Raw genomic sequence first — 24,573 nt, forward strand, 5'->3', positions numbered from 1 at the left:
TCACTTGCCCCCGGCCCGGCCGAACAAGGCAGCGGGCGTATCCTGGTCGAACTTGAAGCGCATGGTCACATAGGGTCCGGCGCGGGTGTAGCGGGCATCGGCGAAGTCGCGATCTCGAAAGCCCTTGATGTTGTAGCCGATGCTCAGCCAGCTGTTCCTGATCGGCGACACCCCGACCGACGGGCCAAGCAGATAGTCGAGCGTGCCGGTCGAGGAAACGTGCCGCACGGCGGCGTTGATGCTGAGGTCGAGCCGATCGCTGATGTCGCGGCGAGCCTCAAGTCCCAGCATGTTGGTCAGTCCGGACACGTCGTCGGGGCCGAAGCTGTCGAGCACATATTTGGCGCCCCAATAGAGCGAGAACTGCGAGCGCTCGTAGGCCTGCTCGGAAGTGTCCCGGTCGTCGATACCGGATGCACCGACGAGATTGACGGATAGGTTGTTGACGATGCGCCGGGTGCGGGCGTCACCGACCACCGACAGGCCATCGAAGCCGAGCGAGGCGTCGGCGCGTCCCTTGCCCCCGCTGAGCTCGTCCCAGCGCAGCTCGAGCTTGTCGAGCACCGCCCAGCGCGACCAAAGCGGCCGCCAGGCCAATGACGCATTGGCGAGACCGAGCGTCGCAATCGAGCCATCGGCATTGTCGATCCGGCTGAAGCGCGCGGCCGCGGCCATGCTGATCCCGCTCTGCGTCTGCCGCAGCACGGCGGTGGAGAGGGCGATCCGGCGGTCGAGATCGCCTTCACGATATTCGGCGCGGCCGGTCCAGCTGAGCACCGGCGTCCGGTAGGTCGCCCCTGCGCTCACGGCCCAGAAGTCGTCGCTGATCGTCTTGCCTTCGTCGAGATAGCCGCCGGCCGCGACCGGATGGTTGATGTTGACGATCTGGTCGGCGGTAATCGCCCCCTTGAGGGTCCGGCTGCCGTCGACGGAGACGTCGAGGCTCCAGCGCGGATTGAGCGCAAACGCCTGACTGGCGCCGTAGAGCGCATAGGTGCGGTCGCCATATTCGCTCATGCCCTGCTGGTTGAGCGTGGTTGCGAGGCGCGCACCGCGCCACGGGGCGGCCTCGATCCCGATGCTGGTGGTCGCCGTGTCGACCTTGGCGCCGTCGGTGATCTCGTGACTTGCCAGCAGCCGGACATCGGAGAGCACTGCCCATGTCAGGCCAACCCGATAACGATTGGGGAAGTCGAGGCTTTCGCCCTTGGTGCCGAGACCGATCGCGGCGTCCGCATCGAGCTGGAGACGGTTGCCGAACAGCTGCTGCGAGGCGCCGAAGGTCGCCTGCTGGCTCATCAGCGTCTCGCCCGAGGGCACCTGATCGCGGGCGAACTGGTAGCCGGCGCGAAGATTGGTGCGGGCGGCACGATAGTCGAGCTGGGTGCGCAGCGCGTCGCGGCTCGCGCCCGTGGCGAGCATGTCCTCGTGCCAGCCGCTCACCGTCAGCGACAGGCCCTGCGCCTGACCGATCCGGAGGTCTGCGCCATATTTGCGCGTGCCGCTTTCGGAGCGATTGAGCTGGCCCAGCCCGAAGCCGACGTCCTGCTGCCGGAAATAGGCAAGGGCATCGACCCGTTCGCCGCGATGCTCGACCTCGAGCAGATAGGCTTCGCCCGAAGTCTTCTTGCCACCCGCGTCGGTGCGACTGGCGGCCACTTCGGCACGGACTTCGGTCGATGCACCGACGCGGATCCGGGCGTCGGCGGCGACGAGATCGCTGGTCTGGACCGGATCGGAATCGCGGACCATAGTCGCACCGACCTCGGCCTTGCCGCCGGCGAGGCGGGCGACGGCGCGAAGCCCTCCGTTCCAGCGCTTGGTGCCGTCCCCGCGGGTCTCATATTCGACCACGATGAAGATCGGATTGCCCTGGGCATCGCGGCTGGTGACCGGCTGGCGGAAGTCGATGTTGCCCGCTTCGTAGCTGATATCGTAATCGACGTGCCGGGTCAGCGTCCGAGCCGACAGGATGATGTTCGAGCGCAGGCGGTCGCGCGTTTCGATCCTGACCTTGTCCGAATTGATGACGATGTCGCTGCGGCTCAGACGGTAAAGCGAGGCAAGCCCCGAACCCTGGATTTCGTCGCGGGCGAAACGGAAGCCGGTATCGGCTGCGAATGCCTGCACGGCGATACGGTCCGAACGATATTCGCTCTTCAGGCCGGTAAGGCTGCGACTGTAACGCGCCAGCTGCGTGTCGTTGAAGCCGGTTTCGAGATCGCCGAACAGCGCATAGAATTGCGGGCGCTCGAGACGGAGATAGATCTTGCGCGCGCTCGCCGCGTCATAGGCCTGCTCGGACCCATCGGCGTAGATGTCGTAGTAGCGCTGTGGGTCGATGACTTGGCCGAGCGGACGCCGGGCGTCGCGACCGGTCTTCTTGTCGCTGTCATAGGCAACCGTCAGCAGCCACTTGCCGAGGATCCGTCCCTTGGCGAAGAACGCCAGCTGCCCGTCGGTAAAGCGCTTCGGATCGCCGCGCTCGCCCAGCTTCTCCTGGTGATCGTTGAGCGTGTTGAAGCCTGCGGTGCCCGCGGCGAAGCCGACGACGACCCACGGCTGGTCGCCGGGCTGCATCCACGCGCGCAGGGTTTCCCGCACTTGCCTGCGTTCGATCTGGTGGGTGAAGTTAAGCTCGAGCGAGCCCGCCTGCGTGGTCGGCGCAAGTTCAATCAGCGCGTCACCGTCGTCGCCGGTGACCTGCCAGGTCGGCTGGGTGCGCTCGCCGCCGGCCAGCTGACGGGCCTGCTCGAGGTCTAGGTCGCTCGCAGCGCGATAGGGCGCGCTCAGCTGGAAGGTCCCGGTGACGCCCTGGCGAACGGGCTTTCCGGCGCGATCGGTGAGGCGGACCGCGACGACGGCGCGGGTCCGGCCGTCGGCGATCAGGCGCGACTTGGCGGTGACCAGCTCGGCATGCGCGACACTGTTTGCATAATGGAGATCGCGTCCGAACTTCGCGAGGACTTCGCCCCCCGCGCCGCGCACCTCGATGTCGAGGCGGTTGTCGCCTTCGCCAAGGGCGAGGCCCTGATATTGGGTGACGAGGAAGCTTTTGTCCGGGCTGGCCTGGACGACATCGAGATTGATGTTGGGAACCGCGACCCCGTTTACCCACGCCTTCACGACGCTTCCGGCGACATGCTTGACGACCACCCGGATCGCCGGGGAGGCCGGGTTAAAGCCGTCGCCCGGAAACAGCAGTGCATTGCCTGCCTGCTGCCCCGCAAACCAGTCAGTCGTGGTGGCTCCGCTCTTCGGCGATGCGGGCGTAGCGACGAGCGCGGCCACGGCGGCCGAGGTCCGGCGAAGGTGGAAGTTGGTCCGCCACAGAGTCCCGCCGCGGACCTCGACGAACTGCGAGAAAGCGCTGCCGCCGTGCCGCGTGTCGCGGATGCATTGCGCAGCTTCATAGCCGTCGGGCAGGCTGGCGACATCGAGCTGCACCACGTGGGTACCGGGGCGGACGCCCTCGAAATGGAACAGGCCGTCACGGTCGGAGAGGACGTAAGTGCCATCCTCAAGCAGGATGCGGACGCCCGGAACGCCGGCCATCCGGATCTCCGGCGCATCGCAGCCGCCGTCGAACACGCGGCCGATAAGGGTCGCGGCGTCGCTCATCAGCAGCGGGCGGATGAAGATCGCGGCCTTCGCCTCGTTGCTGACGGGCTCACCGCCGACCTCGAGCTTGGCATTGTTGATGGCATCGCCCGGCCGTGCCGCGCTGGTCACCTGGACGACATAGGTGATCGTCACCGTGGCTTTGGCCGGAATGGTCCCGAGGACGACGCGGAAGCCGCTGCTCGACGCCGTGATGGCGCTGCTCGCGACGGCCACTCCATCGACCCGGAGGGTATCGGGCTTGAGGCGCAGGCCGGCGCTCATGCTGTCAATCAGCACAGCTCCGTTCATCGCCATGGTCCCGTTGTTGTTCTCGACGGTCACCCGATACTGGACGAAGTCGCCGGCGCTCGCCTCGCTGACCGACGCGGTCTTGCGCAGTTGAAGCGGCATCCGCTTGGGATCGAGGGGCACGTCGATCCGGAAGAGGGTCGCACCATTGACCAGGAAGGGCAGCAGGAACGAGCCCTGGGGATCGATCTGGAAGGGGCCGGCCGGACCGCTGAGGCGGCGGAGGTCCGCCGCGGCGACCTGGCTTGCCGCGCTGTAGCCGGCCGGCGGGACGACCTTGATCTGATATTTGCCAGGCGCGACCACCGGGAAGCGGAAGCCGCCCGACGGCATGCTGTAGCTGCGGCCGGACTCGTCGCGGACCGTGCCGCCGCTCACGACCGTGGCGGGAAAGCGGCTCTTGCCATCGTCGCCGAAAACCAACGCCGGCTTGCCGGTAGCCAGATCGACGAGGGTCAGCTCCGCCCCGTCGAGGAGCGCGCCGGTCTGGCTATCGAACACATATTGGACGGGATCGGCGACGACTGAGGCGCTCGACTGGTCGGACGGATAATGCGCGTCCGTGTAGGTCACATTGATCGAGCCGCCGGTCCCGACCGACAGGCGGCAGTCGAAGCTTTCCGCTGCCGGGGGAACGCTTGCGGTCTCCACCTCGCCAGCGAAGATGCCAGTGTCCGGCCCGGTCTCGAGCAACCGCAGCACTTCTTCGTCGCCGTCGCTGCTGGTCAGCGTCACCTCCACGAACTCGCGCACCGATGACTGGCTGTTGCGGTTGGCGTCGGTCAGGCGGACGATGACGAGATCGCCCGAGTGGACGGCGGTAGTGCCGACCGCATTGCTCTGCTGCTCTCCGGCAACGAGGGCGCTGCTCCGCATCGGCGAGCTCGCCATGAAGGCCCCGTTGGGCTCGCGGCATTGGCCGCCGCTGCTCGGAACGGGAACGCCGTCGCTGGCGACCGGGCGCATGAACATCACCGAGGAAGGCGATGGCGGCAGCAGCCGGTCGGCGATCACGGTGTTGGAATAATAGGTCTGGCGCGCCCCGCCGAGCTTGATGCTGAGGCTGGCGCGGTTCTCGATCGGCTCAGCCCCGGCCCGGCCGCCCAGGCCCAGCACCGCCGCGAGGGCGATCCAGCAGGTCAGGACGAAGCGAAAGAAGGGCATCAAGTCACGGATCCGAGAAGGAGGAGGAAGGAAGGTCCCGCCGGACGCTGGTCAGGAGCAGCGTCCGGCGGGAGCCGGGTGGCTTAGTTGATGGTCACCCGGAAGCGGATCGCGCTCGACGCCCCGGCGGCGATCACGCCGAGGTTCGAGGTCACCGTGTTCGACGCGAACGAGCTCTGGTCGCCGTCCGCGGCGTCGGTCTGGCTAGTGCCGTCGCTGTTGCAAACGCCGCCGCTGACCGTGACGCCGGTGGCGATGGAGTTCGCATTGTAGGTCACGCCCAGAACCGAGGCGAGGCTGTCGCTGATCACCGTCCCGTTGGCCGGACCGGCACCGGTGTTGGTGGCGACGATGCAATATTCGACGATCGCACCGGGGATCCGCTTGGGATTGTTGGTGAGGTTGAACGGATCCGAGATGATCTTGCTGCTCTTCACCAGCGACAGCGTCGGAGCGACGACCTTGTAGGTGTCTTCGGCCGACGACTTGCCGTCGCGCAGCGCATCGGTCTTGCCCGCGATGTCGGCGAAGACGATGTCCACGACACCCGGATTGTCGGCGCCGTTGCTCTGGACGAGGTCCGCGCCGAGCGCCGCTGCGCCGCCGCCTGCCGCCGCGGTGGCGGTGAGGATGACACCGGCGTAGCTCGCGTCGGCCTGGCCGGCGGGCGTGTCGGAGACGATGAAGACGGTGCGGATGCCGTCCGCCGCCAGCTCGTCGATGTAGGTCCCGACGTCGACGCCCGCGTCGTAGATGCCATTGTTGTTGCTATCGACGAAGATGCGCAGGTTGTTCTGGTTGTAATTGTCGGTCCCGCCGAAGGCGACCGTCTGGCCGGTGGCGACCTGAACCGCGCTGAGCGCGAAGTCGAGCGTCGCGTTGGACGAGTTGGTGACCGTGAAGGTGGTCACGAAATTGACCCCGCCCGGGGTCACCGTGGTCGCCGCGCCGCCGACTTCGGCGACAGTCAGGTTGACCTTTTCGTCGACCTTGAAGGTGGCGGTGTTCGAGGTGACGTTGGCCTGCGCGACGCCGCCCGACGAATAGGCGATCGTTGCGGTGTTGTTGACGTCGGTGCCGGCCGGCGTTGCCGCCGCCATTGCCGAGCTGGCGAACGACAGGGCCGAAGCCGTGCCGAGCGCCATGACGAGTATCTTCTTCATGTTCTAAAATCCCCGCTGTCGAGATGAGGGTTGGGAGGAGGGTGCCGGAGAAGCGTTGGGAGCCGGTCCGGCGAACCGGCTATTTGAGGCGCGCCTTGAAGAGCACGTGGCCGCTCGCGCCCGGGGCGATCGAGGCGATGCTCCAGCGAAGGTGCGTGACATCCTTGGCGACCGCTGCGCGCTGCGTGCCGTCGGCGTTGGCAACCTTGAGCGTCGTCAGCGTGGCGAAAGTCTTGCCGCCGTCGACCGATACAAGGGCACCGTCGGCCGAGACATATTCGAGGGTTGCCGGGACCGGGTTGGTCAGGATGACCTGCTCGGCCGCCTTGCCGCCCTTGTTGGCGTAGCTGAGGTCATAGATGACCTCCTGGCCGGGGGTGATGGTGCCGACCGGAAGGAGGACGACACGCTTGGTGCCCGCTTCCTCGATCGTCTTTTCCTGCAGCACATGGGCCGTCAGCGAGACGCCCTCGGCCTGCGCGGCGGTCGCGAGCAGGCCGCTCGCGATCATCGAATAGAATAGCTTCTTCAACATGATCCAACTCTCCTGAGCTTAGTTGTTCACACGCACTTGAAAGGTGACGACGGCCTTGCCGCCGTTCGAAAGGCTGCCGATCGCGACCCGCACGCCGGCGCTTCCGGCCTGGCCCTGGTCGCCATCGGGGAGGTCGCTGAGGCTGATGCCATTGAGCTTGAGGGATCCGGGCACGTAGCTGGTGCCCGCGGGGATCGGGTCCTCGACCAGGCCGGCGCTGGTCGGCACCGAGCCCGAATAGGTGGCGCTCAGCGTATAGGTGATGATGGCGCCGGGAAGCGCCGAGCCGCCGCCGTTGGGGTCAACGACCTCCTGCGACTTAATCAGCTTGGGCACGACCAGACTGGCAACATAACTGCCGGTGGACTGGGCCGTGGCGGTGGTTGCGCCGACCACGGCGTCGGTCCCGCGCTCGCCCTTGCCCGCAAAGGTCGTGCCGGGCGCGCCGCTTCCGGTCACCGCGGTCGCTCGAAGTGCTGCGAGACCCAGCGCGGCGTCGGCGAGGCCACCCGGCATGGTTCCGATCACGAACACCGTGATGCTGCCATCCGCGGCAAGCAGGGGATCGTCGATACCGGCGCGATAGGGCTGGTCGACGCCCGGATCGAACAGACCGTTGCCGTTGCTGTCGAGCGCGAGCCCGCTCACCGCAGGGTCGAACTGATCGCCGCTGATGGTGCCGATGGCGCTCAGGCGAAAGGCTTCGGGCGCATTGCCGGCGTTGACGACGCGGAACGAGAGCGCCCGCCCCTGCTCGCCGGAATTGACCGGAAGGCTCCCCCCATCGAGCCAGGCGACGGCGACATCGATCCGCTCGTCGACCCGCAATGAGACGCTGTTCGAATCGAGTGAACGGGTCTCGCTCCCGTCGACCCAGGTCAGGCGCGCGACATTGACGATGTCGGTGCCGGCGGGCGTACCATCGGCGAACGCGGGCGACAGCGGCGCGCAGACGGTCAGCGCCAGGGCCGCTGCCCCCCGCCATCCCATCCATGCCGCCGATGCCGTCTTCATGTCGCGCAATCCTCGAAAAGGTTTGCGCAGAACCGGCTGTGAGGCCGTGCTTTGCCACGGTCGGCAGTCGGCGATCAGGGGTATCGCCTTCGTGTCGACGCGGTGGCTGGCTGGTGCCTCGGGGAAAGCAGCCGGCTCTGCGCGACACCTCCACTAGCGGCAGGATCGCGTTAACCGGCATCAACTCATGTAAAATGAACGGCTCGATGGCCCGGCGTTACCGCTGTTTACATTTGGCCGTTTTACAGCTGTTTACGACGTGCTCGGCCCAACTCCCGCTACAAGGCGAGTCTATGGTGTTCGAAGTGTTTCTTGACCGGGAGGACCGGTATCGATGGCAGTTGCGCGATCACGTCGGCAAGCTGATCGCCGTTGCCGCCGAAGCGCACGAAGACCTCGATGAAGCGATGCGCAGCCTTGCTGCGGTCCGCGACAGTGACCGCGCCGAGATCCGCGCGCTGCAGGACTAGGCGCGGGCGAAGCGTTCCCGCAGGTCATCAGCCAGGGTCATCGGATCGAAGGGCTTGGCGATGACGTCGAGTGCGCCCGATTCCTTCAGCGCCTTGATCCGCTCCGGCATCAGGCTGGCGGTCATGAAGATCGCAGGGACGGTTGCCGTCCTCGGCTCGGCGCGAAGCTCGCGCAGCAGCTCCTCCCCGGTCATCTCGGGCAAGCGATAGTCGAGCAGGAACAGGTCCGGTACCGCGAACTCGCCGGCATCAAGCAATTCGCGGGCCGAGGCATAATGCCGCACCGTGAGGCCACCGATGTCCGCCAGCGCGAGCTGCGTCAGGATGGCAATGTCGGGATCGTCCTCGACCAGGATGACGTTACGCAATTCACTCATTGTATCGGCAACTCGATCCAGAAACAGGAGCCGCCGTCCTCGCGCGGCTCATAGCCAATCTTCCCGCCATGCTGCTCGACGATCGCCCGGCTGATCGCAAGCCCAAGGCCTGTTCCGCCATGCCCGCGGCGCTTCGTATCGGGTGCCTGCGAGAAACGTTCGAACAGGCGGCTGACGAAATGCTCGGGGACACCGTCGCCTCGATCGCGGACCTCGACCCGGGCCCGGTTGCCGGAGCGGCAGCCCTTCACCTCGACCACCGATCCGGCCGGACTGTGTCGTACGGCATTCGAGAGGAGATTGGTGAGGACCTGCATCAGCCGGCCCGGATCACCGCGCAGCGGCAGGGATTCGTCGGCAATACCCTCGAGGCGGATATTGAGGCTCTCGGCGAAGGGCTCGTTCTGCTGCACCGAATCGGCAATGACCTCGCGAAGGTCGAGCGAGACGAGCACATAGCCCGTCTGCCCCCGGGTCAGCCGTTCGATATCGAGAATGTCGTCGATCAGGCTGTTGAGGCGCACCGCATTCTTCTGCGCCATCTCGAGCATCTGCTTGCTGCGCTCGTTCAGATCATCCTTCTGCGCCGCACCGAGCAGGGCAAGGGCGCCGCGAATGGCGGTCAGCGGGGTCCGCAGTTCGTGGCTGACGGTCGACACGAACTCGTCTTTGACACGGTTTGCACTGCGCTCGGTGGTTAGGTCGCGGACGGCGACGATAAAGCCCTGCCCGCCATCGATCTGCAGGCGAACCGAATGAAGCGTGCGGCCTTCCCGTGTGTCGATCACCGTTTCCGATTGGGCGGTCGAGCGGATGATCTCGATCATCTTCGGCACATGCGCTTCGGTGACCTCGTCACCAAACAGGCCCCAGCGGACGCTCGCGCGAAGCATCTCCTCGGCATTCAGCCCGCGCCGCTTCATGTCGTCGCCGAAGCCATGCAGTTCGAAGAAGCGGTCGTTCCACAGCGACAGCTTCAGGTCGCCGTCGAAGTAAGCGATGCCCTGGTCGACGCTGTCGAGCATGACCCGCATCAATCGTGTCTGCTGCTGAAGTTCGAGCCCGCGGTTCTCCGCAACGATCGTGCCGAGCCGCGTCTCGATGAGATTGGCCGCGGTGACAGCCAGCTTGGCGAGGAGCGCCCGATCGCCTTCCGTGAAGGCCCGGGGCTTTCTGTCGAGGACGCACAGCGAGCCGATCGCCACACCGCCGAGCATGATCGGGGCCCCGGCATAGAAACGGATGAAAGGCTCGCCCACGACCAGGTCGTGATCGGAAAACCGGTCGTCCTCGAGGGTATCCTCGACGACCATCACGTCCTGCTGCCGCACGGTATAGCTGCAGAAGGCGCTTTCACGCGACGTGCCATCGCCGTCGAGGCCGCAGACACCCTGGAAGATCTGCCGGTCCCGGCGAAGAATGGACAGGAGCGCCATCGGCACGCCGAAGATGCCCGCCACCACGTCGCTCAACTGATTGAACGCAGCCTCATCGCTTTCGCCAAGGCGATATTTGCTGATGATCCGCTGGCGCAGATCTTCCTGAAGGTCGGCAATCATGCCGAAAGCTCCCGCAAATCGCGGATCAACCGGTCTCTCGCTTCGATCATTGCGGCCCCACCTTGGTCGCACGACTGCTCCAGCGCCTGGGCGGAATGCGCCGCCTCACCGAACGAGAAGCTGCCCAAAGTCCCGGTCAGCCGATGGCCGCAGGCACGCAGGTCGTCGGCACTTACATCGGCGCTCGCGAGCCAATCCGCAGTCTCCTGCATTCGCGCGACGCAGCGTCGGCGAGCCTCGTCGAGACGGCCCTTTAGCATCTGATCCTGGTGCATCGGCATCCCATAGAAGGTCCGACCTTTCCGGAAAGTCCGCTTCTGCCAAACCGTTCGCATTGTGTTGAGAAGAACACAGTTACGGCCAAGCGATAGCCCGGATCGACGGACGGCATAGAACCGAAGTGGTTGTTTGTTACGGGCGATCGGAGAGAAGGAGTTTCGATTGCGTATCGCGTTGCTCGAAGACGACGCATCCCTTGCCGAGCTGATCCAGCTGACGCTCGAGGATGCCGGTCATCGTGTCCATCATTATCCCGATTGTCGTTCGGCGAAGGTTGCCTTCCGGCAGGAGAGCTTCGACCTTCTTCTGATGGACTGGCAGCTCCCCGACGGGGAAGGGATCGAGGTGCTCCGCTGGGCACGCGAGAACCTCGACCCCTGTCCGCCGGTCATCATGGTGACCAGCAACGCCAATGACACGGCCATCGTCAGCGCACTTGAGGCGGGCGCCGATGATTATGTCGTGAAGCCCATCGTGACGGCGGTGCTCTTGGCCCGGATCGGGGCGCTGCTCCGACGGACCTATCCTGCTGCCGACAGTGCCGGCGGGTCCGAAACCCATCATGGGGCTACATTCGACCACCAGAAATGCTCGGTCACGATCAACGGCCGCGCGGTTGAGCTCACCGGGAAGGAGTTCGGCCTCGCGCTGGTGCTCTTCCAGAACATGCATCGCGCGCTCAGCCGCACTCATCTCCTCGAGGCGGTGTGGGGTCGCAATCCCGATCTCGCGACCCGTACGCTCGACGTCCACATCTCGCGGTTGCGATCCCGGCTCGGGCTGGCCGACGCGGGCTTCAAGCTGACCTCGATCCACAGCTTCGGCTATCGTCTGGAGCTGCTGGTCTCAGGCGGGGAATGAACACAATCGCCGAAATGCCGTGGGGCATCGACGGGAGTCGTGGCGCCAGCGGTGCGCAAACGTTAATATGTGCGGGCGGGGATGCGTTCTGCCTCGTGAAACAATGTCCGCAAGCCGACATTGGTGTCTTATGTTCGCCCCACGTTGACCCATGAGCCGAGTACCTTGGACCGTTCACCAACGACCCTATCCGAACGCCAGAAGCTCTGCCTCCGCCTCGTCGGGCAGGGTCTTACCTCCAAGGAAATTGCCCTCGAGACCGGGCTGACCCCGCAGACTGTCGACACCTACATCAAGAGCGCGATGGCTAAGCTCGCGGCGAGCAATCGCCGCGACGCGGCCCGTGCGCTGGCGCAATATGAGGTACCCCAACAATCGGGATCACCATCGGGAGCGGTTGCCACTGCCCCCCGATTCCTCGACCTCGACGGGGCAGCCGGACGGAAGGGGCTGACGAGGTTGCTCGTCCCCCCGCCGATCGGCGGAAGGACCAACGACCTCTCTGGAGCACAGCGCACCAGCGCAATCCTACGTGTCGCCGTTACGGCGGCCGTAGTCGTCGCCGCGCTCATGCTGTTCCTTGCCGGAGTGTTGATGACCTTTCGCTGAGCCCGCTGCCGGTGCGTCCCCGTGGGCCGCTGAACAGGCTGAGGTAGTACATGATTGAACTGAACGCAGGCGCAGGAACGGTGGTCGCCGCCGACGTGCGCACGGCTTTTGCATCGGTGGACGAGAGCCTGCTCAACCAGGCACGGATGACCGTTTCGGTGCTTGAGGCGACGCAGGGCGCCGACATTCCCGCCGGCCAGAAGCAGAAGCTTCTCCGCTCGCTTGCCGACAGCATGACGGCGATGGTCGAGGGCCGCTCGAGCATCTGCACCGCGCTCGGCGAGATGCTCAAGATCAAGCAGCACAGCAATCTTTCACCGGTCAGCTACGGCTGCCCGATCGGCTGGGAAGATCTCAAGGCCAGTGCCGCGCCCGCGGCCATGCCGGTCGTCGAGAAGACACTGGCCTGACGTCGGGCGGGCGGCGGCAAGGGGGAGGATCTGTCATGCTGGTGGGATTGGCTTTCTGGATCCTCACTTTGTTCACCTGCGCCTACGCCTGGGTACGGGGGGGTCAGGACGGACGCATCGCTGCGGCGATGATCATGGGGGCGTCCGTCCTGAGTATCCCCGCCGCGCTTGCCGGCGCGCACTGGGAGCATACCGAGGCAGCGATGCTCTCGGTGGACCTGCTGCTCCTGTTTGGCCTGTATATGCTGGCGCTTCGGAGCCAGCGTTACTTCGTCATCTGGTTGGTAGGCCTCCACCTGGTCGCGGTCGTCAGCCATCTCAGCACAATCGTCGCGCCCGACTTCACGCCGCGAATCTATCGCGCCCTGAGCAGCTTCTGGGCGCTTCCCATGGCCCTCGTCATGTTCTTCGGCATCCGCGCCGACGAGCGGGCGGGCCTCATCCGACATGCCAATGAAAGGCGAGACTTTGCCTGATAACAGCAAGGCCCGCGAAATTGCCAATGCCCTCGCAGGTCGCCTGGACGCCCCCTTATCCGATGCCGTGGTCAAGCAGTTGATCGGGCTCCTCCAGTCGATCACCGCAACCCAGGCCCGTGCCCTTCCCCACGAGCTGATGTCCCCGGCCGAGCGACGCCTGCGCACGCTCGCGATGGTGCGGGACGAACGACGCGACCGCCGGGAACGGCGCGAGCATTTCTCGCCGGCGATGTTTGGCGAACCCGCCTGGGACCTGCTTCTGCTCGCCTACATCCACAATGCGGAGGACGAGCCGCTCGCGCTCTCTCAGGCGGCGGACCTAATCGGCCACCCGCTGACCACGACGATCCGCTGGGTCGAATATCTCGAGCAATGCGGGCTGATGCAGCGCCAGCGCCTCGAAGGCGACCGCAGGGTCGTAGTCATCTCGCCGACGATGCGGGCGCTGACAAAGGTCGAGGATTACTTTTGGCGCGACGGGACCGCAGCCTCGATCGACAATGTCATGGGTCGATCGGCGCTCGACGGCGCCCACTGATAAAGCCGCTACTCGGCCTTGCCGATGAGTTCATGCATCCGTTGCGACACTTCCTCGAGGCGCGCGGCAATATCGGCGGGGGCAGCAGCTTGGTCGAGCAGCAGGATAGCTTGCGCGACAAGCGCGGCGGCTTGCGAGATGAGTTTTGAATCGAGCGGCATGGCGTTCGGCAACAGTCCCTTGATCAAGCGGCGCGCCCTAGCTCCGGCCACTGCCGACGCCCATGGGGTTGCGCGAAGCTGTCGCAAGATGGGACGCGAAGCTACAAAATTCTGTCTGACCTTAAGTCAGTAGGAACTTAACAGCCGCTCTGTTGCCGCAACGCTTAGTGTTCGCGACCCGACAGATAGTAACGGTCGGTCGCCCGCAGACTATCGTCAAGCTCATAGACGATCGGCTGACCCGTCGGGATTTCGAGCCCGATTATGTCCGAGTCCGAGATGCCCGAAAGATGCTTCTCGAGCGCGCGGAGGGAATTGCCATGCGCCGCGACGAGGACTCGCTCGCCCCGGCGCAGCCGAGGCGCGATCTGCTCCTCGAAATAGGGCAGGACGCGCGCGATCGTGTCCTTCAGGCTCTCGGTCCGCGGCACGGTGATGCCCGCGTAGCGCCGATCGTCCTGCAGGCTCGCATAATCGCTGTCCGCGTCGAGGGGCGGCGGGGGAATGTCGAAGCTGCGGCGCCAGATCTTGACCTGTTCCTCGCCGACCTTGGCCACGGTCTCGGCCTTGTTAAGCCCGGTCAGCCCGCCATAGTGGCGCTCGTTGAGGTGCCAGTCCTTGGTCATGGGCAGCCAGAGGCGGTCCATCTCCTCCAGCGCCAGATTGGCCGTCCGGATCGCCCGCTTCTGGACCGACGTGAAGACTTGGTCGAAGTCCATGCCCCTTGCGGCCAGCAGGCGACCGGCTTCGCGCGCTTCGTCTTCACCCTGCGCGGTAAGGTCGACGTCCCACCAGCCGGTGAAACGATTCTCGAGATTCCACTGGCTCTGGCCGTGGCGGAGCAGGACGAGCGTCGGCATGGTCGCTTACTTCTGCTCGAGCTCGGGAAGGATCTGGTGAAGCGCGTCGAGGCACGAATGCGCCAGCGCCTTCGACCGCTCCGGGCTCCACCCGTGCACCGGATCGGCCAACGGCGCGTGATCCTTGAACGGCATCTCCAGCGTCATCGACACGCAGCCGTAGCGCTCTGCGAGCTGGGTCGTGCTCATCGAGAGGTTGGCCTCCCCCGGCCGCGCCAGCTCATAGCCTTCGGCGGTCTGGAAGTCGGGGCAGATGCGCTCGAGCGTATTGGCGAAGAGATGATAAAGCTCGGACTGGCGCTCGGTCAGGCTCGGAATGCCTTCGAAGCCGGCGAGGAAATTGGCGGCGATCGCCTCGTCGCCATGGATGTCCATCGCGAACACCGGCGGGGCCGAGTCCATCGCCTCGCGGACGCAGAGCACTTCGGGGCTCCGCTCCTTGCTCGGCGCATGCCATTCGCGGTTGAGGTTCACCCCCGCCGCATTGGTGCGCAGATGGCCACGATACGAGCCGTCCGGGTTCATGTTCGGCACGCAGTGGAAGGTGCAGCGCTGACGCAGTGAGCGCGCGACCGGGTCGTCATAGTCGACGAGCTTCTCGAGCGCGCCTTCCATCCACCATTCGGCCATGCTCTCGCCCGGATGCTGCCGTGCGTAGATCCAGACCGTCAGGGGTCCCTCGCCAATGGTCAGGCAATCGATCGGCTGCCCGTCGATGCTTTGTCCGAGCGTACGGTGCGAAACGTCGGTCAACTCGGCCATGGTGGCGACGAGGTCGTGATGACGCTCCATCGAATAAGGGGCGAAATAGGCCACCCACAGGAGGTCGGTCTCGGGCGTCGCGCGGATCGTCAGTACGCCGTCGGCATATTCGGTCTCGGCCAGCACCCAGGTCTCGCGGTCGGTCGAGACGCGCGCCTGGTAGCCCGGCCAGCCGAGCGGATAGGCCGAGCCCGCGCAATTGGTGATGCGCATGACGAGGTCCTGGTCCCGCACGCCGGCGACCCGGAAGTGGAACCACTGGCGGAATTCGCCACCGGCATCGTCCTTGATCTCGAGATCGAGCGTGCTGCCCTCGATCTTGCTGACGCTGATGTTGCCGCTGTCGAAGGCGCTGTGCACGGTAATGGTCATGGCCGGGCCTGTAAGGGGTCAGAGGGGAAGAAGGAAGTCGCCGCCGAATCGTCCGTCGAGGATCGCGGCCTGGAGGGCGCCGATCTCGTCGGCAAGCATCCGGTCGGCGTCGAGATGCGGACTCATCGCCCGGACCTGCGCATGCACGGCCTGCAGGCGCCCCGACGTCTGGAGCGGCGCATGATAATCGATGCCCTGGGCGGAGGCGATGTATTCGATCGCCACGATCGCCGCGCAATTGCGGGCGACACGAATCGCCTTGTGACCGCTGATCGGGGCCATGGAGACATGATCCTCCTGCCCGGCCGACGTCGGAATGGAGTCGACCGAGGCGGGGAAGGCGTTTGCGCGATTTTCCGCCACCAGCGCTGCGGCGGTGACCTGCGGAATCATCAGGCCCGAGTTCACGCCGCCATCCTCGATCAGGAAGGCAGGCAACCCGCTCATCTTGGGATCGACGAGGACGGAGATCCGGCGCTCCGAAAGCGAGCCGATCTCGCACAGGGCCATGGTGATGAGGTCGGCGGCGAAGGCCACTGGCTGGGCGTGGAAGTTGCCGCCCGAGATGGCCTCGTCCGTATCAGGAAAGAGGATCGGATTGTCGGTGACCGCACCAGCCTCAATCTCGAGAGTACGAGCCGCGGTCCGGAGGAGGTCGAGGCTGGCGCCTAGCACCTGCGGCATGCAGCGGAAGCTGTAGGGGTCCTGCACCCGGCCGCAGCGATGATGCGAGGCGATGATCGCGCTGCCCTCGAGCAGATCGGAAATCATTGCCGCGACGGTTATCTGCCCGGGCTGCCCCCGGAGCGCCGACAGGCGCGGATCGAACGGCTTGGCGCTGCCCTTCAACGCATCGACCGACAACGCCCCGGCGTGGAGCGCAGCGCCGAGCACGCGCTCGGCCTGGAACAGCGCGTATAGCGCCGCGGCGGTCGAATATTGGGTGCCGTTGATGAGCGCGAGCCCCTCCTTGGGGCCGAGCTCGAGCGGCGCAAGGTCGAGGCGGCCGAGGACCTCGGCGGCCGGCAGCACCTCGCTCTCGAAGGCAATCCGCCCATGGCCCATCAGCGCCGCGGTCATGTGCGCAAGCGGCGCCAGGTCCCCCGAGGCGCCGACGCTTCCCTGGCTCGGGACGACCGGAAGAGCATCGGCGTCGAGCAAGCGCTGGAGCCCGTCGATCACGCTTCGGCGAACGCCGCTGTGGCCCCGGCCGAGGCCGAGCAGCTTGAGCTGCATCATCAGCCGGACGACGGCGGCCGGCGCGGGCTCGCCCACTCCGCAGCTGTGCGACAGGATGAGATTGCGCTGCAGTTCGCTCAACCGCTCGGGCGGAATCCGCTCCTGTGCGAGCAGCCCGAAGCCGGTGTTGATGCCATAGACCGTCTCGCCCCCGGCGACGATCCGCGCGACCGAGGCCGCCGCCTCGTCGACCCGCGCCCGCGCCGCGTCGCAAAGCCTTGCCGGCGCGCCTTCCCAGAGCTGGCGAAGGGTAGCGAGGTCGATGGCTTCGGGGTCGAGATTGAGCATGGGCCGGGGCCTTAGCCGCTTCCGGCGCTGAACGGGAGCCTTGCGGCGAGCGCGTCTCAGTCAGGCGGCAAGAAGGTATAGCCCTGCCCGCGGACGGCCTGCAGGCATCCCTCGCATTCGAGTGCCAGCAGGGGTCTCCGCAGCCGCGAGATGGCAGCGGTCAGCGCACGCTCGCTGCCGCCCCCGCACGGCAGGAGCTGGTCGAGTTCGGACCTCGAGAAGATCCGCCCCGGACGGGTCATCATCGCCTCGAGCAGCTTCGCCTCCGTCAGCGTCAGTTCCTGCGAACGACCGTCCCGACGGAGGCGATAGGCATAGAGGTCGAGCCGGAGCGGTCCGCAGTCGACGAACGGAAACGCCCCTCCTTCGACTGCGGACGCCATGGTCAGAAGCGGACCGTGCCTTCGAGGCCGAAGGTCCGTGGCATGTTGAAGTTGCCATAGTCGCCGAGAATGCCGCCGTTGTTCCCGATCAGCAGGATGTTGGGAACGCCGGTGACCGGCGAGGTCTGCACTGCCGGAAGGCTGTTCGACGGGTCGCGGCGGTAGACATATTGCTCGTTGAAGAGGTTGCGCGACCAGAGGCTCAGCGTCAGCTGGCTCGACGGGGTCACCGCAATGTCGGCGAGCGACACGCGCCCGTTGACGATGAACGAGCTGTCCGCCTTGGTCGCGAACTGGTCGAAGGCCTGCGTCGCCTGCGCGTAATTGGCGTCGAGGTGGAATTTCAGCGCCGACTCCCGCCACTGCAGCGGAAGCTTGTAGTCGATCGACGCGCTAGCCGCGTTGCGCGGCGTGAAGACGATGTAGAAGCGCTGCGGAACCGTGGTCGAATTCAGCACCTGGCCGGCGCCCGTGCAGGCCGTCGAGGGCGTAGCGACACCGGTGCAGAAAGCGTTGTAGGTGACCGGCACCTCGGGGATCTTGGTGTACGTGTAGGCGTAGGACGCGCCGATCTGCAGGCCTTCCACCGGGTTGACCGTAATGTCGGCCTCAATGCCCCGAATCTTGGTCGTCCCGGGGGCATTGAAGGTGATCAGGTTGTTGAAGTTGCCGGTCGCGGTGGGCTGGATCGAGCTCAGGTCGACCTGGCTGTCCTTCCGGTCCATGACGTAGCCCGCGATGTTGAAGCGGACCCGGCGATTGAATAGCTCGGTCTTGAGGCCGGCCTCGTAGCTGGTCACATCCTCCGGATCGAAGGCGCGATAGTCGGACGTGCGCGAGCTCGCCCCGCCGGCGCGATAGCCGGTCGCATATTTGACGTAGCCGTGGATCCGCGGGGTGAAGTCGTAGGCGACGATCGCCAGCGGGTTGAAGCGGCTCCAAGTTTCGTCGAGCGGCTTGTAGCCATTGGCGGCCGCAACCGTCGGGTTGGTCTGGTAATTGATGTTGCGCGAGAAGAGGAGTTCGCCTTCCTTCTTGTCGCGGGTGTAGCGCCCGCCGACCGTCAGGTGCAGCTGGTCGGTCGCATTCCAGGTGACCTGCCCATAGGCGGCATAGCTGCGCGAGCGGACCCGCGAAGCACGGTCGATGGCGCAGCCGTTTACCGCCTTGCCGAGGAACTGCGGGGTGTTCGCGGTGCAGAAGGGAATCTGCACATAATTGGCGCCGACGACCTGATTGGCGCTGTTGAGGACGGCCACCGCACCCATCGAGTTTGGCGTCGCCGCATCATCGCTGACGCGCTCGTTGAAGTAGAACAGACCGGCGACATAATCGACCGAGCCGACGGTGCCGACCGCCTGGAGTTCCTGGCTGAACTGGCGCTGCGTCAGGTCGGCGAGGCTGTAGCGGCTGAAGGCGCAGGGCGCCGCGGCGGTGCAGGACGCAGTCAGGTTGACCACCGGGACGCGATGCGCGCCGCCGCTATTGTCCCACTGCTCGACGTCGACACCGCGCCAGGCCGTGATCGAGCGCAGTTCGAGCTCGGGAATGACCGACCAGCGCAGGGTGTTGGTATAGCCGAAGGTCTTGTCGCTGCTTTTCTTCTGGGGAACGCCGATGTCGGCCACTCGCATCAGCGTGTCGCCGTTGACCACCACGCCCGGCAGCAGCGGCCGAACCGTGCCCTGGCTGCCGGTGAAGGCCGTACCGGGGGTCACGCAGGCGCTGCCGGCGGGTATCGGAAGCGGCGCGGTGTTGCTGCCCCCGCTGAGGCAGCCGTTCGGATTGTAGTTGAGCAGCTGGCTGTAGAAGGGCGTGTTCTTGTCGACGCCGTAGTCATAGCTGAAGTCGTTGGTGATCCCCGCGACCGGGCGGTAGCGGAACGAGGCACGGATTCCCTGGCGATCGAAGTAACCCCAGCCGGCCTGGCCAGGCAGCGGGTTCTTGGTGATCGCTTCCTGATGCTGGAGGATGCCGTCCAGCTTGAAGCTGATGTTGGCGAATTCCGGCAGGTTCAGGTGGAGATAGCTGTTGTAGGCACCGAAGTTGCCGATGCCCGCCGTGACATTACCGTCGAGGCGGCCGGTTGGGGCCTTGGTGACGATGCTGAGCGCGCCGCCTTCGGTGTTGCGGCCGAACAGGGTTCCCTGCGGCCCCTTCAGCACCTCGATCCGCTCGACGTCGAACAGCGCCGCGTTGAGGCCATGCTGCCGGCCGAGATAGACACCGTCGACATAGACGCCGACGCCCTGTTCCCGGGCGGGCTGGTTGGCGTCGAGCGGAACGATTCCGCGAATGCCGATCGTGAGCGCCGACTGACGCGCCTCGAAGGTCGCGATTCGGAGCGAAGGAACGCCGCCGTCAGCGAGATCGAGCAGGCTTTGCACCCGGCGCTCGCGGATCGTGTCCGCGCCGACGACCGAGATCGAGATCGGGGTCTTCTGGAGGTTGGTCTCGCGCTTGGTCGCGGTCACCACCACGTCGGCGACCTCCACATCGCTGCCGGTCGGCTGGGCGGTATCCGTGGCAGCAGCGACAGCGCCATCGGCCGGTGCCGCGACATCGGCGATAACGGTGGCCGTGGCGGTGTCGCCCTGCGTCGTCGCCGAATTGGCCACCAGCGGAAGGCTGGCCTGCGCAAGCGCGGGCGTCGCCACGCCGCAGCACAGGATGGTCGCGATCGTCTTCAGCGTTGCGCCGAGTTCGGTGTTCATTGCTGTTTCCTTGTCCCCCCGGCCATGGTCTCGCCGGCTTCGTCGCGGGCTCTAGGCGGAGGAGGCGACAGCTTCGTTGCGCGAGTTATTCGGCTGGGTTTCGGGCACGTGGCAAAGCCATGGCGGCTTTTGGGACAGTCCGTGACAGGATTCTGACCATATCATGTCACCGTCGGCCCTTTGCACGGCCACGCCAACTCACTACCTTGGCGTAACCACTTCACGACGAAGCGGTTCTGGAGAGTCGCTCATCGCAACCCGGCAGGCCTCAGGCGCATCGGACGGCCACCGGCAGGCGCTCAGCTTTCTTTCCGGTGGCGGCGACATGGGCGCACGAATCCGTGCGATAGACTGGGCTTCGACGCCGATGGGCGATCCGCTCGGCTGGCCCCAGTCGCTCCGGTCGGCGCTGTCGATCTGCCTCAACTCGAGCCATCCGACCGCAATCTACTGGGGTGCGGAGCATATCCTGCTCTACAATGACGCCTGGTCGCCGATCCCGGCCGACCGGCACCCCTGGGCCCTCGGCCAGCCGGGCGCCACGGTCTGGTCAGACATCTGGGAAGTCGTCGGCCCGCAATTCGCCCGGGCGTTCGAGACCGGCGAAGGCACGTCGACCTTCGACCAGATGCTGCCGATGGTGCGCAACGGGGTCCCTCAGGAAACCTACTGGAATTACAGCCTCAGCCCCATCCGCGGCGAGGATGGCTCGATCGTCGGCATCTTCAACCAGGGCCACGAGACCACCGATCGGGTGCTTGGGGAGCGCCGGTCCGCGGCGGACCTCGGCCGGCTCAACGACATGTTCGATCAGGCGCCGGGCTTCATGGCGCTGCTGCGCGGGCCCGAGCATCGCTTCGAACTGACGAATCCGGCCTATCGCCAGCTGATCGGTCACCGCGACGTGCTGGGCAAGACCGTCCGCGAAGGGCTCCCTGACGTCGAGGGGCAAGGCTTCTTCGAAATCCTCGACGACGTCTTCAAGAGCGGCAAGGCCTTTGTCGCCGAGGGACTGGCGGTCGATCTCCAGCATCATCCGGGCGCCCCGCATCAGCGGCGTTTCGTCGATCTCGTCTACCAGCCGATCGTCAACGACGCAGGCCATGTCAGCGGCATTTTCGCGCAAGGTAGCGACGTCACCGCCCGGATCCTCGCCGAGGCCGAGCTCCGCGAGAGCGAGGCGCAGTTCCGGCGCCTGATCGAGCATGCGCCCGACAAGATGTGGGTGAACCAGGCTGACGGCTCGGTCGCCTATTTCAATGCGGCGTGGCGCTCCTACACTGGGCAGGCGGTAACCCCCGACGGCATCGAATGGACCCACGCCTTCCACGACGAGGATCGGGCGGCCCTCGTCGAGACCCGCAATCGCAGCGTGGACGCAGGTATCGGCTACACCGTCGAATGCCGGATGAAACGGGAAGAGGATGGTGCATGGCGCTGGCACATGTGCCGCGTCGCGCCGGTCAGGCGTGGTGAAGAGATTTCCGCCTGGGTCGGCATGGCGGCCGACGTCCATGACCTGCGCGAGACCCAGGACGAACTCGCCTCGCTCAACCGCACGCTCGAAACCCGGGTCATCGAACGGACGGAAGCGCTGGCCGCGGCGCATGAGCAGCTTCGCCAGTCTCAGAAGATGGAAGCGATCGGCCAGCTGACGGGCGGGCTCGCCCACGACCTCAACAACATGCTCACCGTCGTCAGTGGCAATCTCGATCTGGCCCGCCGCAATATCGGGCGCGAGGACACGCTTCGGCTGAGCCGGTCAATCGATCATGCCATCAAGGGCGCCGAGAGCGCGGCCGCGCTGACCAAGCGACTGCTCGCCTTTGCCCGCCGCCAGCCGCTGGATCCGCGGATCCTCGATGCCGGACAGCTCGTGACCGACATGACCGAGCTCCTCCGTCGTGCGCTCGGCGAACGCATCGCGCTGTCGGTCCGGATCGCCGACGATCTCCCGCCCATTCATGTCGATGGCAATGCGCTCGAGAACGCCATCCTCAACCTTGCGGTCAATGCCCGCGACGCGATGGACGACGGCGGAAGGCTGTCGCTCGAACTCGACCAGCGGACCATTGACGGCAATCAGGCGCGCGCCCTCGACGTGGCCCCTGGCACCTATGTCGAGGTCAAGGTTGGCGACACCGGGTCCGGAATGCCGGCCGACGTCCTTGCCCGGGCCTTCGACCCTTTCTTCACGACGAAGGAGCAGGGCAAGGGCACCGGGCTCGGCCTCAGCATGGTCTATGGCTTCGTGAAGCAAAGCCTCGGCACCGTCGCGATCGAGAGCGTCGAAGGCACCGGCACTACCGTCCGCCTGCTCTTCCCGCGCTCAACGACCTCGTCGGCTGACGCCGACACCGCCGAAGCCGAAGCCGAGGGCCGAAGCGGGTCGGAGACGATCTTCATCGTCGAGGATCAGGACGATGTCGCCGAGCTTGCCGCGACGATCCTCACGGAGGCGGGTTACAATGTCATCCGCGCGCCGTCGGGCGAAGAGGCGATGGCGATGCTCGACGACCTGCCCGAGATTGCCTTGCTCTTCTCCGATGTCGTCATGCCGGGGAATGTCAGCGGGATCATGCTGGCACGCGAGCTTCGTCGTCGGCGCCCCGGGATCCGCATCCTCCTCACCACCGGCTATTCCGCCGAGGCGATCGAACGAGCCGGCGAATTCGACTATCTCGGGAAGCCCTATCGGCTGAGCGAATTGCTCGACCGCGTCGGCCAGGCGCTCGAGGCCCTGCCCGCCTAGCGCAGCGAGGGGAGGTCGAGCCCCTGCTCGCGGGCGCAGGCGACCGCCTCTTCATAGCCGGCGTCGGCGTGGCGCATGACCCCGGTGCCGGGATCGTTCCAGAGCACGCGTTCGAGCCTCCGCGCCGCCTCGTCGGTGCCATCGGCGACGATCACCATGCCCGAATGCTGACTATACCCCATGCCGACGCCGCCGCCGTGATGCAGCGACACCCAGGTCGCGCCCGACGCGGTGTTGAGCAGCGCATTGAGCAAGGGCCAGTCCGACACTGCGTCCGACCCGTCCTTCATCGCCTCGGTCTCGCGGTTGGGCGACGCCACGCTGCCGCTGTCGAGATGGTCGCGGCCGATGACGATGGGCGCGCTGACCTCGCCGTTCTTCACCATCTCGTTGAAGGCGAGCCCGAGCCGGTGCCGCTGGCCGAGGCCGACCCAGCAGATGCGCGCGGGGAGACCCTGGAAGGCGATGCGCTCACGCGCCATGTCGAGCCAGCGATGAAGATGCGGATCGTCCGGAATCAGCTCCTTCACCCGCTGGTCGGTGCGGTAGATGTCCTCCGGATCACCCGACAGCGCCACCCAGCGGAACGGCCCGACCCCGCGGCAGAAGAGCGGACGGATGTAGGCCGGCACAAACCCCGGAAAATCGAAAGCATTGGTGACGCCGGTGTCGAGCGCCTCCTGGCGGATGTTGTTGCCATAATCGAAGACGGGAATGCCTTCGGCCTTGTAGCTCAGCAGCGCCTCGACGTGGCGGGCCATGGAGATGCGGGCGGCCGCGGCGGTCCCCTCGGGGTCGGTCTCGCGGCGTTCGATCCACTGGGCGACGGTCCAGCCCATGGGCAGGTAACCGTTGACCGGATCGTGCGCGCTGGTCTGGTCGGTGATCGCATCCGGCCGGACTCCGCGCGCGAGCATCTCGGGGACGATCTCGGCGGCATTGCCGAGGAGGCCGACACTGGTCGGCTCGGTGGCGGTGCGGATGATCTCGAGCGCTTCGTCGATGGTCGCCGCACGCCGGTCGAGGTAGCGGGTTTCGAGGCGCTTCTCGATGCGGCTCTCCTGGCATTCGATGGCGATGCAGTGCGCGCCGGCCATGACCGCGGCCAGCGGCTGCGCCCCGCCCATGCCGCCAAGACCGGCCGTCAGGATCCATTTGCCGTTGAGGTCGCCACCGAAATGCTGGCGTCCCATTTCCGCAAAGGTCTCGTAGGTGCCCTGCACGATGCCTTGGGTGCCGATGTAAATCCAGCTCCCCGCGGTCATCTGGCCGTACATCATCAGTCCGGCCCGATCGAGCACGTGGAAATGCTCCCAGGTCGCCCATTTGGGGACGAGGTTCGAATTGGCGAGGAGTACCCGCGGCGCGTCGGCATGGGTGCGGAAGACGCCGACCGGCTTGCCTGACTGGACGAGCAGGGTCTGGTCGTCCTCGAGCCGCTCGAGCGTCGCGACGATCCGGTCGAACGCCTCCCAGTTGCGCGCGGCGCGACCGATCCCGCCATAGACGACGAGGCTTTGCGGATCCTCGGCAACCTCGTCGTCGAGATTGTTCATGAGCATCCGCACCGCCGCCTCGGTCTGCCAGCTTTTGGCGACGAGATCAGCACCGGTGCGCGCCTTGATGCGGCGGCTGTTGTCGAGGCGAGCGTTCCTGTCGGTCATGCCGCGGG

General features: G+C 65.9%; 21 protein-coding genes. 7 read left to right on the forward strand and 14 right to left on the reverse strand.

The features are described 5' to 3' along the window. From AC4GYU_RS02665 to AC4GYU_RS02680, 4 genes are all read right to left on the reverse strand, one after another. Nucleotides 1–5,076, reverse strand: coding sequence for a hypothetical protein (locus AC4GYU_RS02665; protein WP_491085358.1), 5,076 nt, complete (start codon nt 5,074–5,076; stop codon nt 1–3). A gap of 83 nt (nt 5,077–5,159) precedes the next feature. Continuing rightward, on the reverse strand, nt 5,160–6,239 hold the full coding sequence (locus AC4GYU_RS02670; protein WP_491085359.1) for a hypothetical protein: 1,080 nt from the start codon (nt 6,237–6,239) through the stop codon (nt 5,160–5,162). A gap of 79 nt (nt 6,240–6,318) precedes the next feature. Next, a complete protein-coding gene (locus tag AC4GYU_RS02675; protein ID WP_491085360.1) occupies nt 6,319–6,774 on the reverse strand; it encodes a hypothetical protein in 456 nt (151 codons plus the stop codon). 18 nt (nt 6,775–6,792) lie between these two features. Continuing rightward, complete coding sequence (locus tag AC4GYU_RS02680; protein ID WP_491085361.1) at nt 6,793–7,788, reverse strand: DUF11 domain-containing protein; 996 nt, start codon at nt 7,786–7,788, stop codon at nt 6,793–6,795. A 293-nt stretch (nt 7,789–8,081) separates the two neighbouring features. Between AC4GYU_RS02680 and AC4GYU_RS02685 the strand changes: the two genes are divergently transcribed. Then, nucleotides 8,082–8,258 (forward strand): YegP family protein, encoded by a 177-nt coding sequence (locus tag AC4GYU_RS02685; protein WP_491085362.1) that lies wholly within the window; start codon nt 8,082–8,084, stop codon nt 8,256–8,258. Here AC4GYU_RS02685 and AC4GYU_RS02690 read toward each other — a convergent pair. Genes AC4GYU_RS02690 through AC4GYU_RS02700 form a run of 3 tightly spaced genes read right to left on the reverse strand, consistent with a single transcriptional unit; the run spans nt 8,255 to nt 10,469 of the window. Continuing rightward, on the reverse strand, nt 8,255–8,635 hold the full coding sequence (locus tag AC4GYU_RS02690; RefSeq protein ID WP_491085363.1) for a response regulator: 381 nt from the start codon (nt 8,633–8,635) through the stop codon (nt 8,255–8,257). The two genes, AC4GYU_RS02685 and AC4GYU_RS02690, sit on opposite strands and share 4 nt — an antisense overlap. After that, complete coding sequence (locus tag AC4GYU_RS02695; protein ID WP_491085364.1) at nt 8,632–10,194, reverse strand: GAF domain-containing sensor histidine kinase; 1,563 nt, start codon at nt 10,192–10,194, stop codon at nt 8,632–8,634. Before AC4GYU_RS02695 ends, AC4GYU_RS02690 begins: the two co-directional genes overlap by 4 nt. Continuing rightward, a complete protein-coding gene (locus AC4GYU_RS02700; protein ID WP_491085365.1) occupies nt 10,191–10,469 on the reverse strand; it encodes an Hpt domain-containing protein in 279 nt (92 codons plus the stop codon). The genes AC4GYU_RS02695 and AC4GYU_RS02700 overlap by 4 nt, the downstream gene beginning before the upstream one ends. Nucleotides 10,470–10,635: 166 nt before the next feature. Here AC4GYU_RS02700 and AC4GYU_RS02705 point away from each other — a divergent pair, with 166 nt between their 5' ends. From AC4GYU_RS02705 to AC4GYU_RS02725, 5 genes are all read left to right on the forward strand, one after another. Then, nucleotides 10,636–11,334 carry a response regulator transcription factor gene (locus AC4GYU_RS02705; protein WP_491085366.1) on the forward strand — a complete coding sequence of 233 codons (699 nt, stop codon included), beginning with the start codon at nt 10,636–10,638 and terminating at the stop codon, nt 11,332–11,334. A gap of 165 nt (nt 11,335–11,499) precedes the next feature. Next, entirely contained in the window at nt 11,500–11,943 is a 444-nt protein-coding gene (locus AC4GYU_RS02710) for a helix-turn-helix domain-containing protein (RefSeq protein ID WP_491085367.1), read from the forward strand. Between the two features lie 50 nt (nt 11,944–11,993). After that, a complete protein-coding gene (locus tag AC4GYU_RS02715; protein ID WP_491085368.1) occupies nt 11,994–12,353 on the forward strand; it encodes a hypothetical protein in 360 nt (119 codons plus the stop codon). Nucleotides 12,354–12,388: 35 nt separating this feature from the next. After that, nucleotides 12,389–12,829 carry a hypothetical protein gene (locus AC4GYU_RS02720; protein ID WP_491085369.1) on the forward strand — a complete coding sequence of 147 codons (441 nt, stop codon included), beginning with the start codon at nt 12,389–12,391 and terminating at the stop codon, nt 12,827–12,829. 67 nt (nt 12,830–12,896) lie between these two features. Then, nucleotides 12,897–13,370 carry a hypothetical protein gene (locus AC4GYU_RS02725; RefSeq protein ID WP_491085370.1) on the forward strand — a complete coding sequence of 158 codons (474 nt, stop codon included), beginning with the start codon at nt 12,897–12,899 and terminating at the stop codon, nt 13,368–13,370. Between the two features lie 8 nt (nt 13,371–13,378). Here AC4GYU_RS02725 and AC4GYU_RS02730 read toward each other — a convergent pair whose 3' ends face one another. The 6 genes from AC4GYU_RS02730 to AC4GYU_RS02755 form a co-directional block, all read right to left on the reverse strand. Beyond that, nucleotides 13,379–13,558 carry a hypothetical protein gene (locus AC4GYU_RS02730; RefSeq protein WP_491085371.1) on the reverse strand — a complete coding sequence of 60 codons (180 nt, stop codon included), beginning with the start codon at nt 13,556–13,558 and terminating at the stop codon, nt 13,379–13,381. A 137-nt stretch (nt 13,559–13,695) separates the two neighbouring features. Continuing rightward, the gene (gpmA, locus tag AC4GYU_RS02735) at nt 13,696–14,391 is read right to left on the reverse strand and encodes a 2,3-diphosphoglycerate-dependent phosphoglycerate mutase (protein ID WP_491085372.1); all 696 of its coding nucleotides are present in this window, start codon (nt 14,389–14,391) and stop codon (nt 13,696–13,698) included. Nucleotides 14,392–14,397: 6 nt separating this feature from the next. Then, complete coding sequence (locus AC4GYU_RS02740; RefSeq protein WP_491085373.1) at nt 14,398–15,525, reverse strand: M14 family metallopeptidase; 1,128 nt, start codon at nt 15,523–15,525, stop codon at nt 14,398–14,400. A gap of 18 nt (nt 15,526–15,543) precedes the next feature. Next, the gene (gene hutH / locus AC4GYU_RS02745) at nt 15,544–17,052 is read right to left on the reverse strand and encodes a histidine ammonia-lyase (RefSeq protein ID WP_491085374.1); all 1,509 of its coding nucleotides are present in this window, start codon (nt 17,050–17,052) and stop codon (nt 15,544–15,546) included. 56 nt (nt 17,053–17,108) lie between these two features. After that, a complete protein-coding gene (locus tag AC4GYU_RS02750) occupies nt 17,109–17,435 on the reverse strand; it encodes a winged helix-turn-helix domain-containing protein (RefSeq protein ID WP_491085375.1) in 327 nt (108 codons plus the stop codon). Between the two features lie 2 nt (nt 17,436–17,437). Further along, a complete protein-coding gene (locus tag AC4GYU_RS02755; protein ID WP_491085376.1) occupies nt 17,438–20,149 on the reverse strand; it encodes a TonB-dependent receptor in 2,712 nt (903 codons plus the stop codon). 325 nt (nt 20,150–20,474) lie between these two features. Between AC4GYU_RS02755 and AC4GYU_RS02760 the strand changes: the two genes are divergently transcribed. Continuing rightward, nucleotides 20,475–22,901, forward strand: coding sequence for a PAS domain S-box protein (locus AC4GYU_RS02760; protein WP_491085377.1), 2,427 nt, complete (start codon nt 20,475–20,477; stop codon nt 22,899–22,901). On the opposite strand, the gene hutU is transcribed toward AC4GYU_RS02760, so the two are convergent. After that, on the reverse strand, nt 22,898–24,565 hold the full coding sequence (hutU, locus tag AC4GYU_RS02765) for a urocanate hydratase (RefSeq protein WP_491085378.1): 1,668 nt from the start codon (nt 24,563–24,565) through the stop codon (nt 22,898–22,900). The two genes, AC4GYU_RS02760 and hutU, sit on opposite strands and share 4 nt — an antisense overlap. Nucleotides 24,566–24,573 lie beyond the last annotated feature (8 nt).

Source organism: Sphingomonas sp. SP2, from assembly GCF_058313385.1.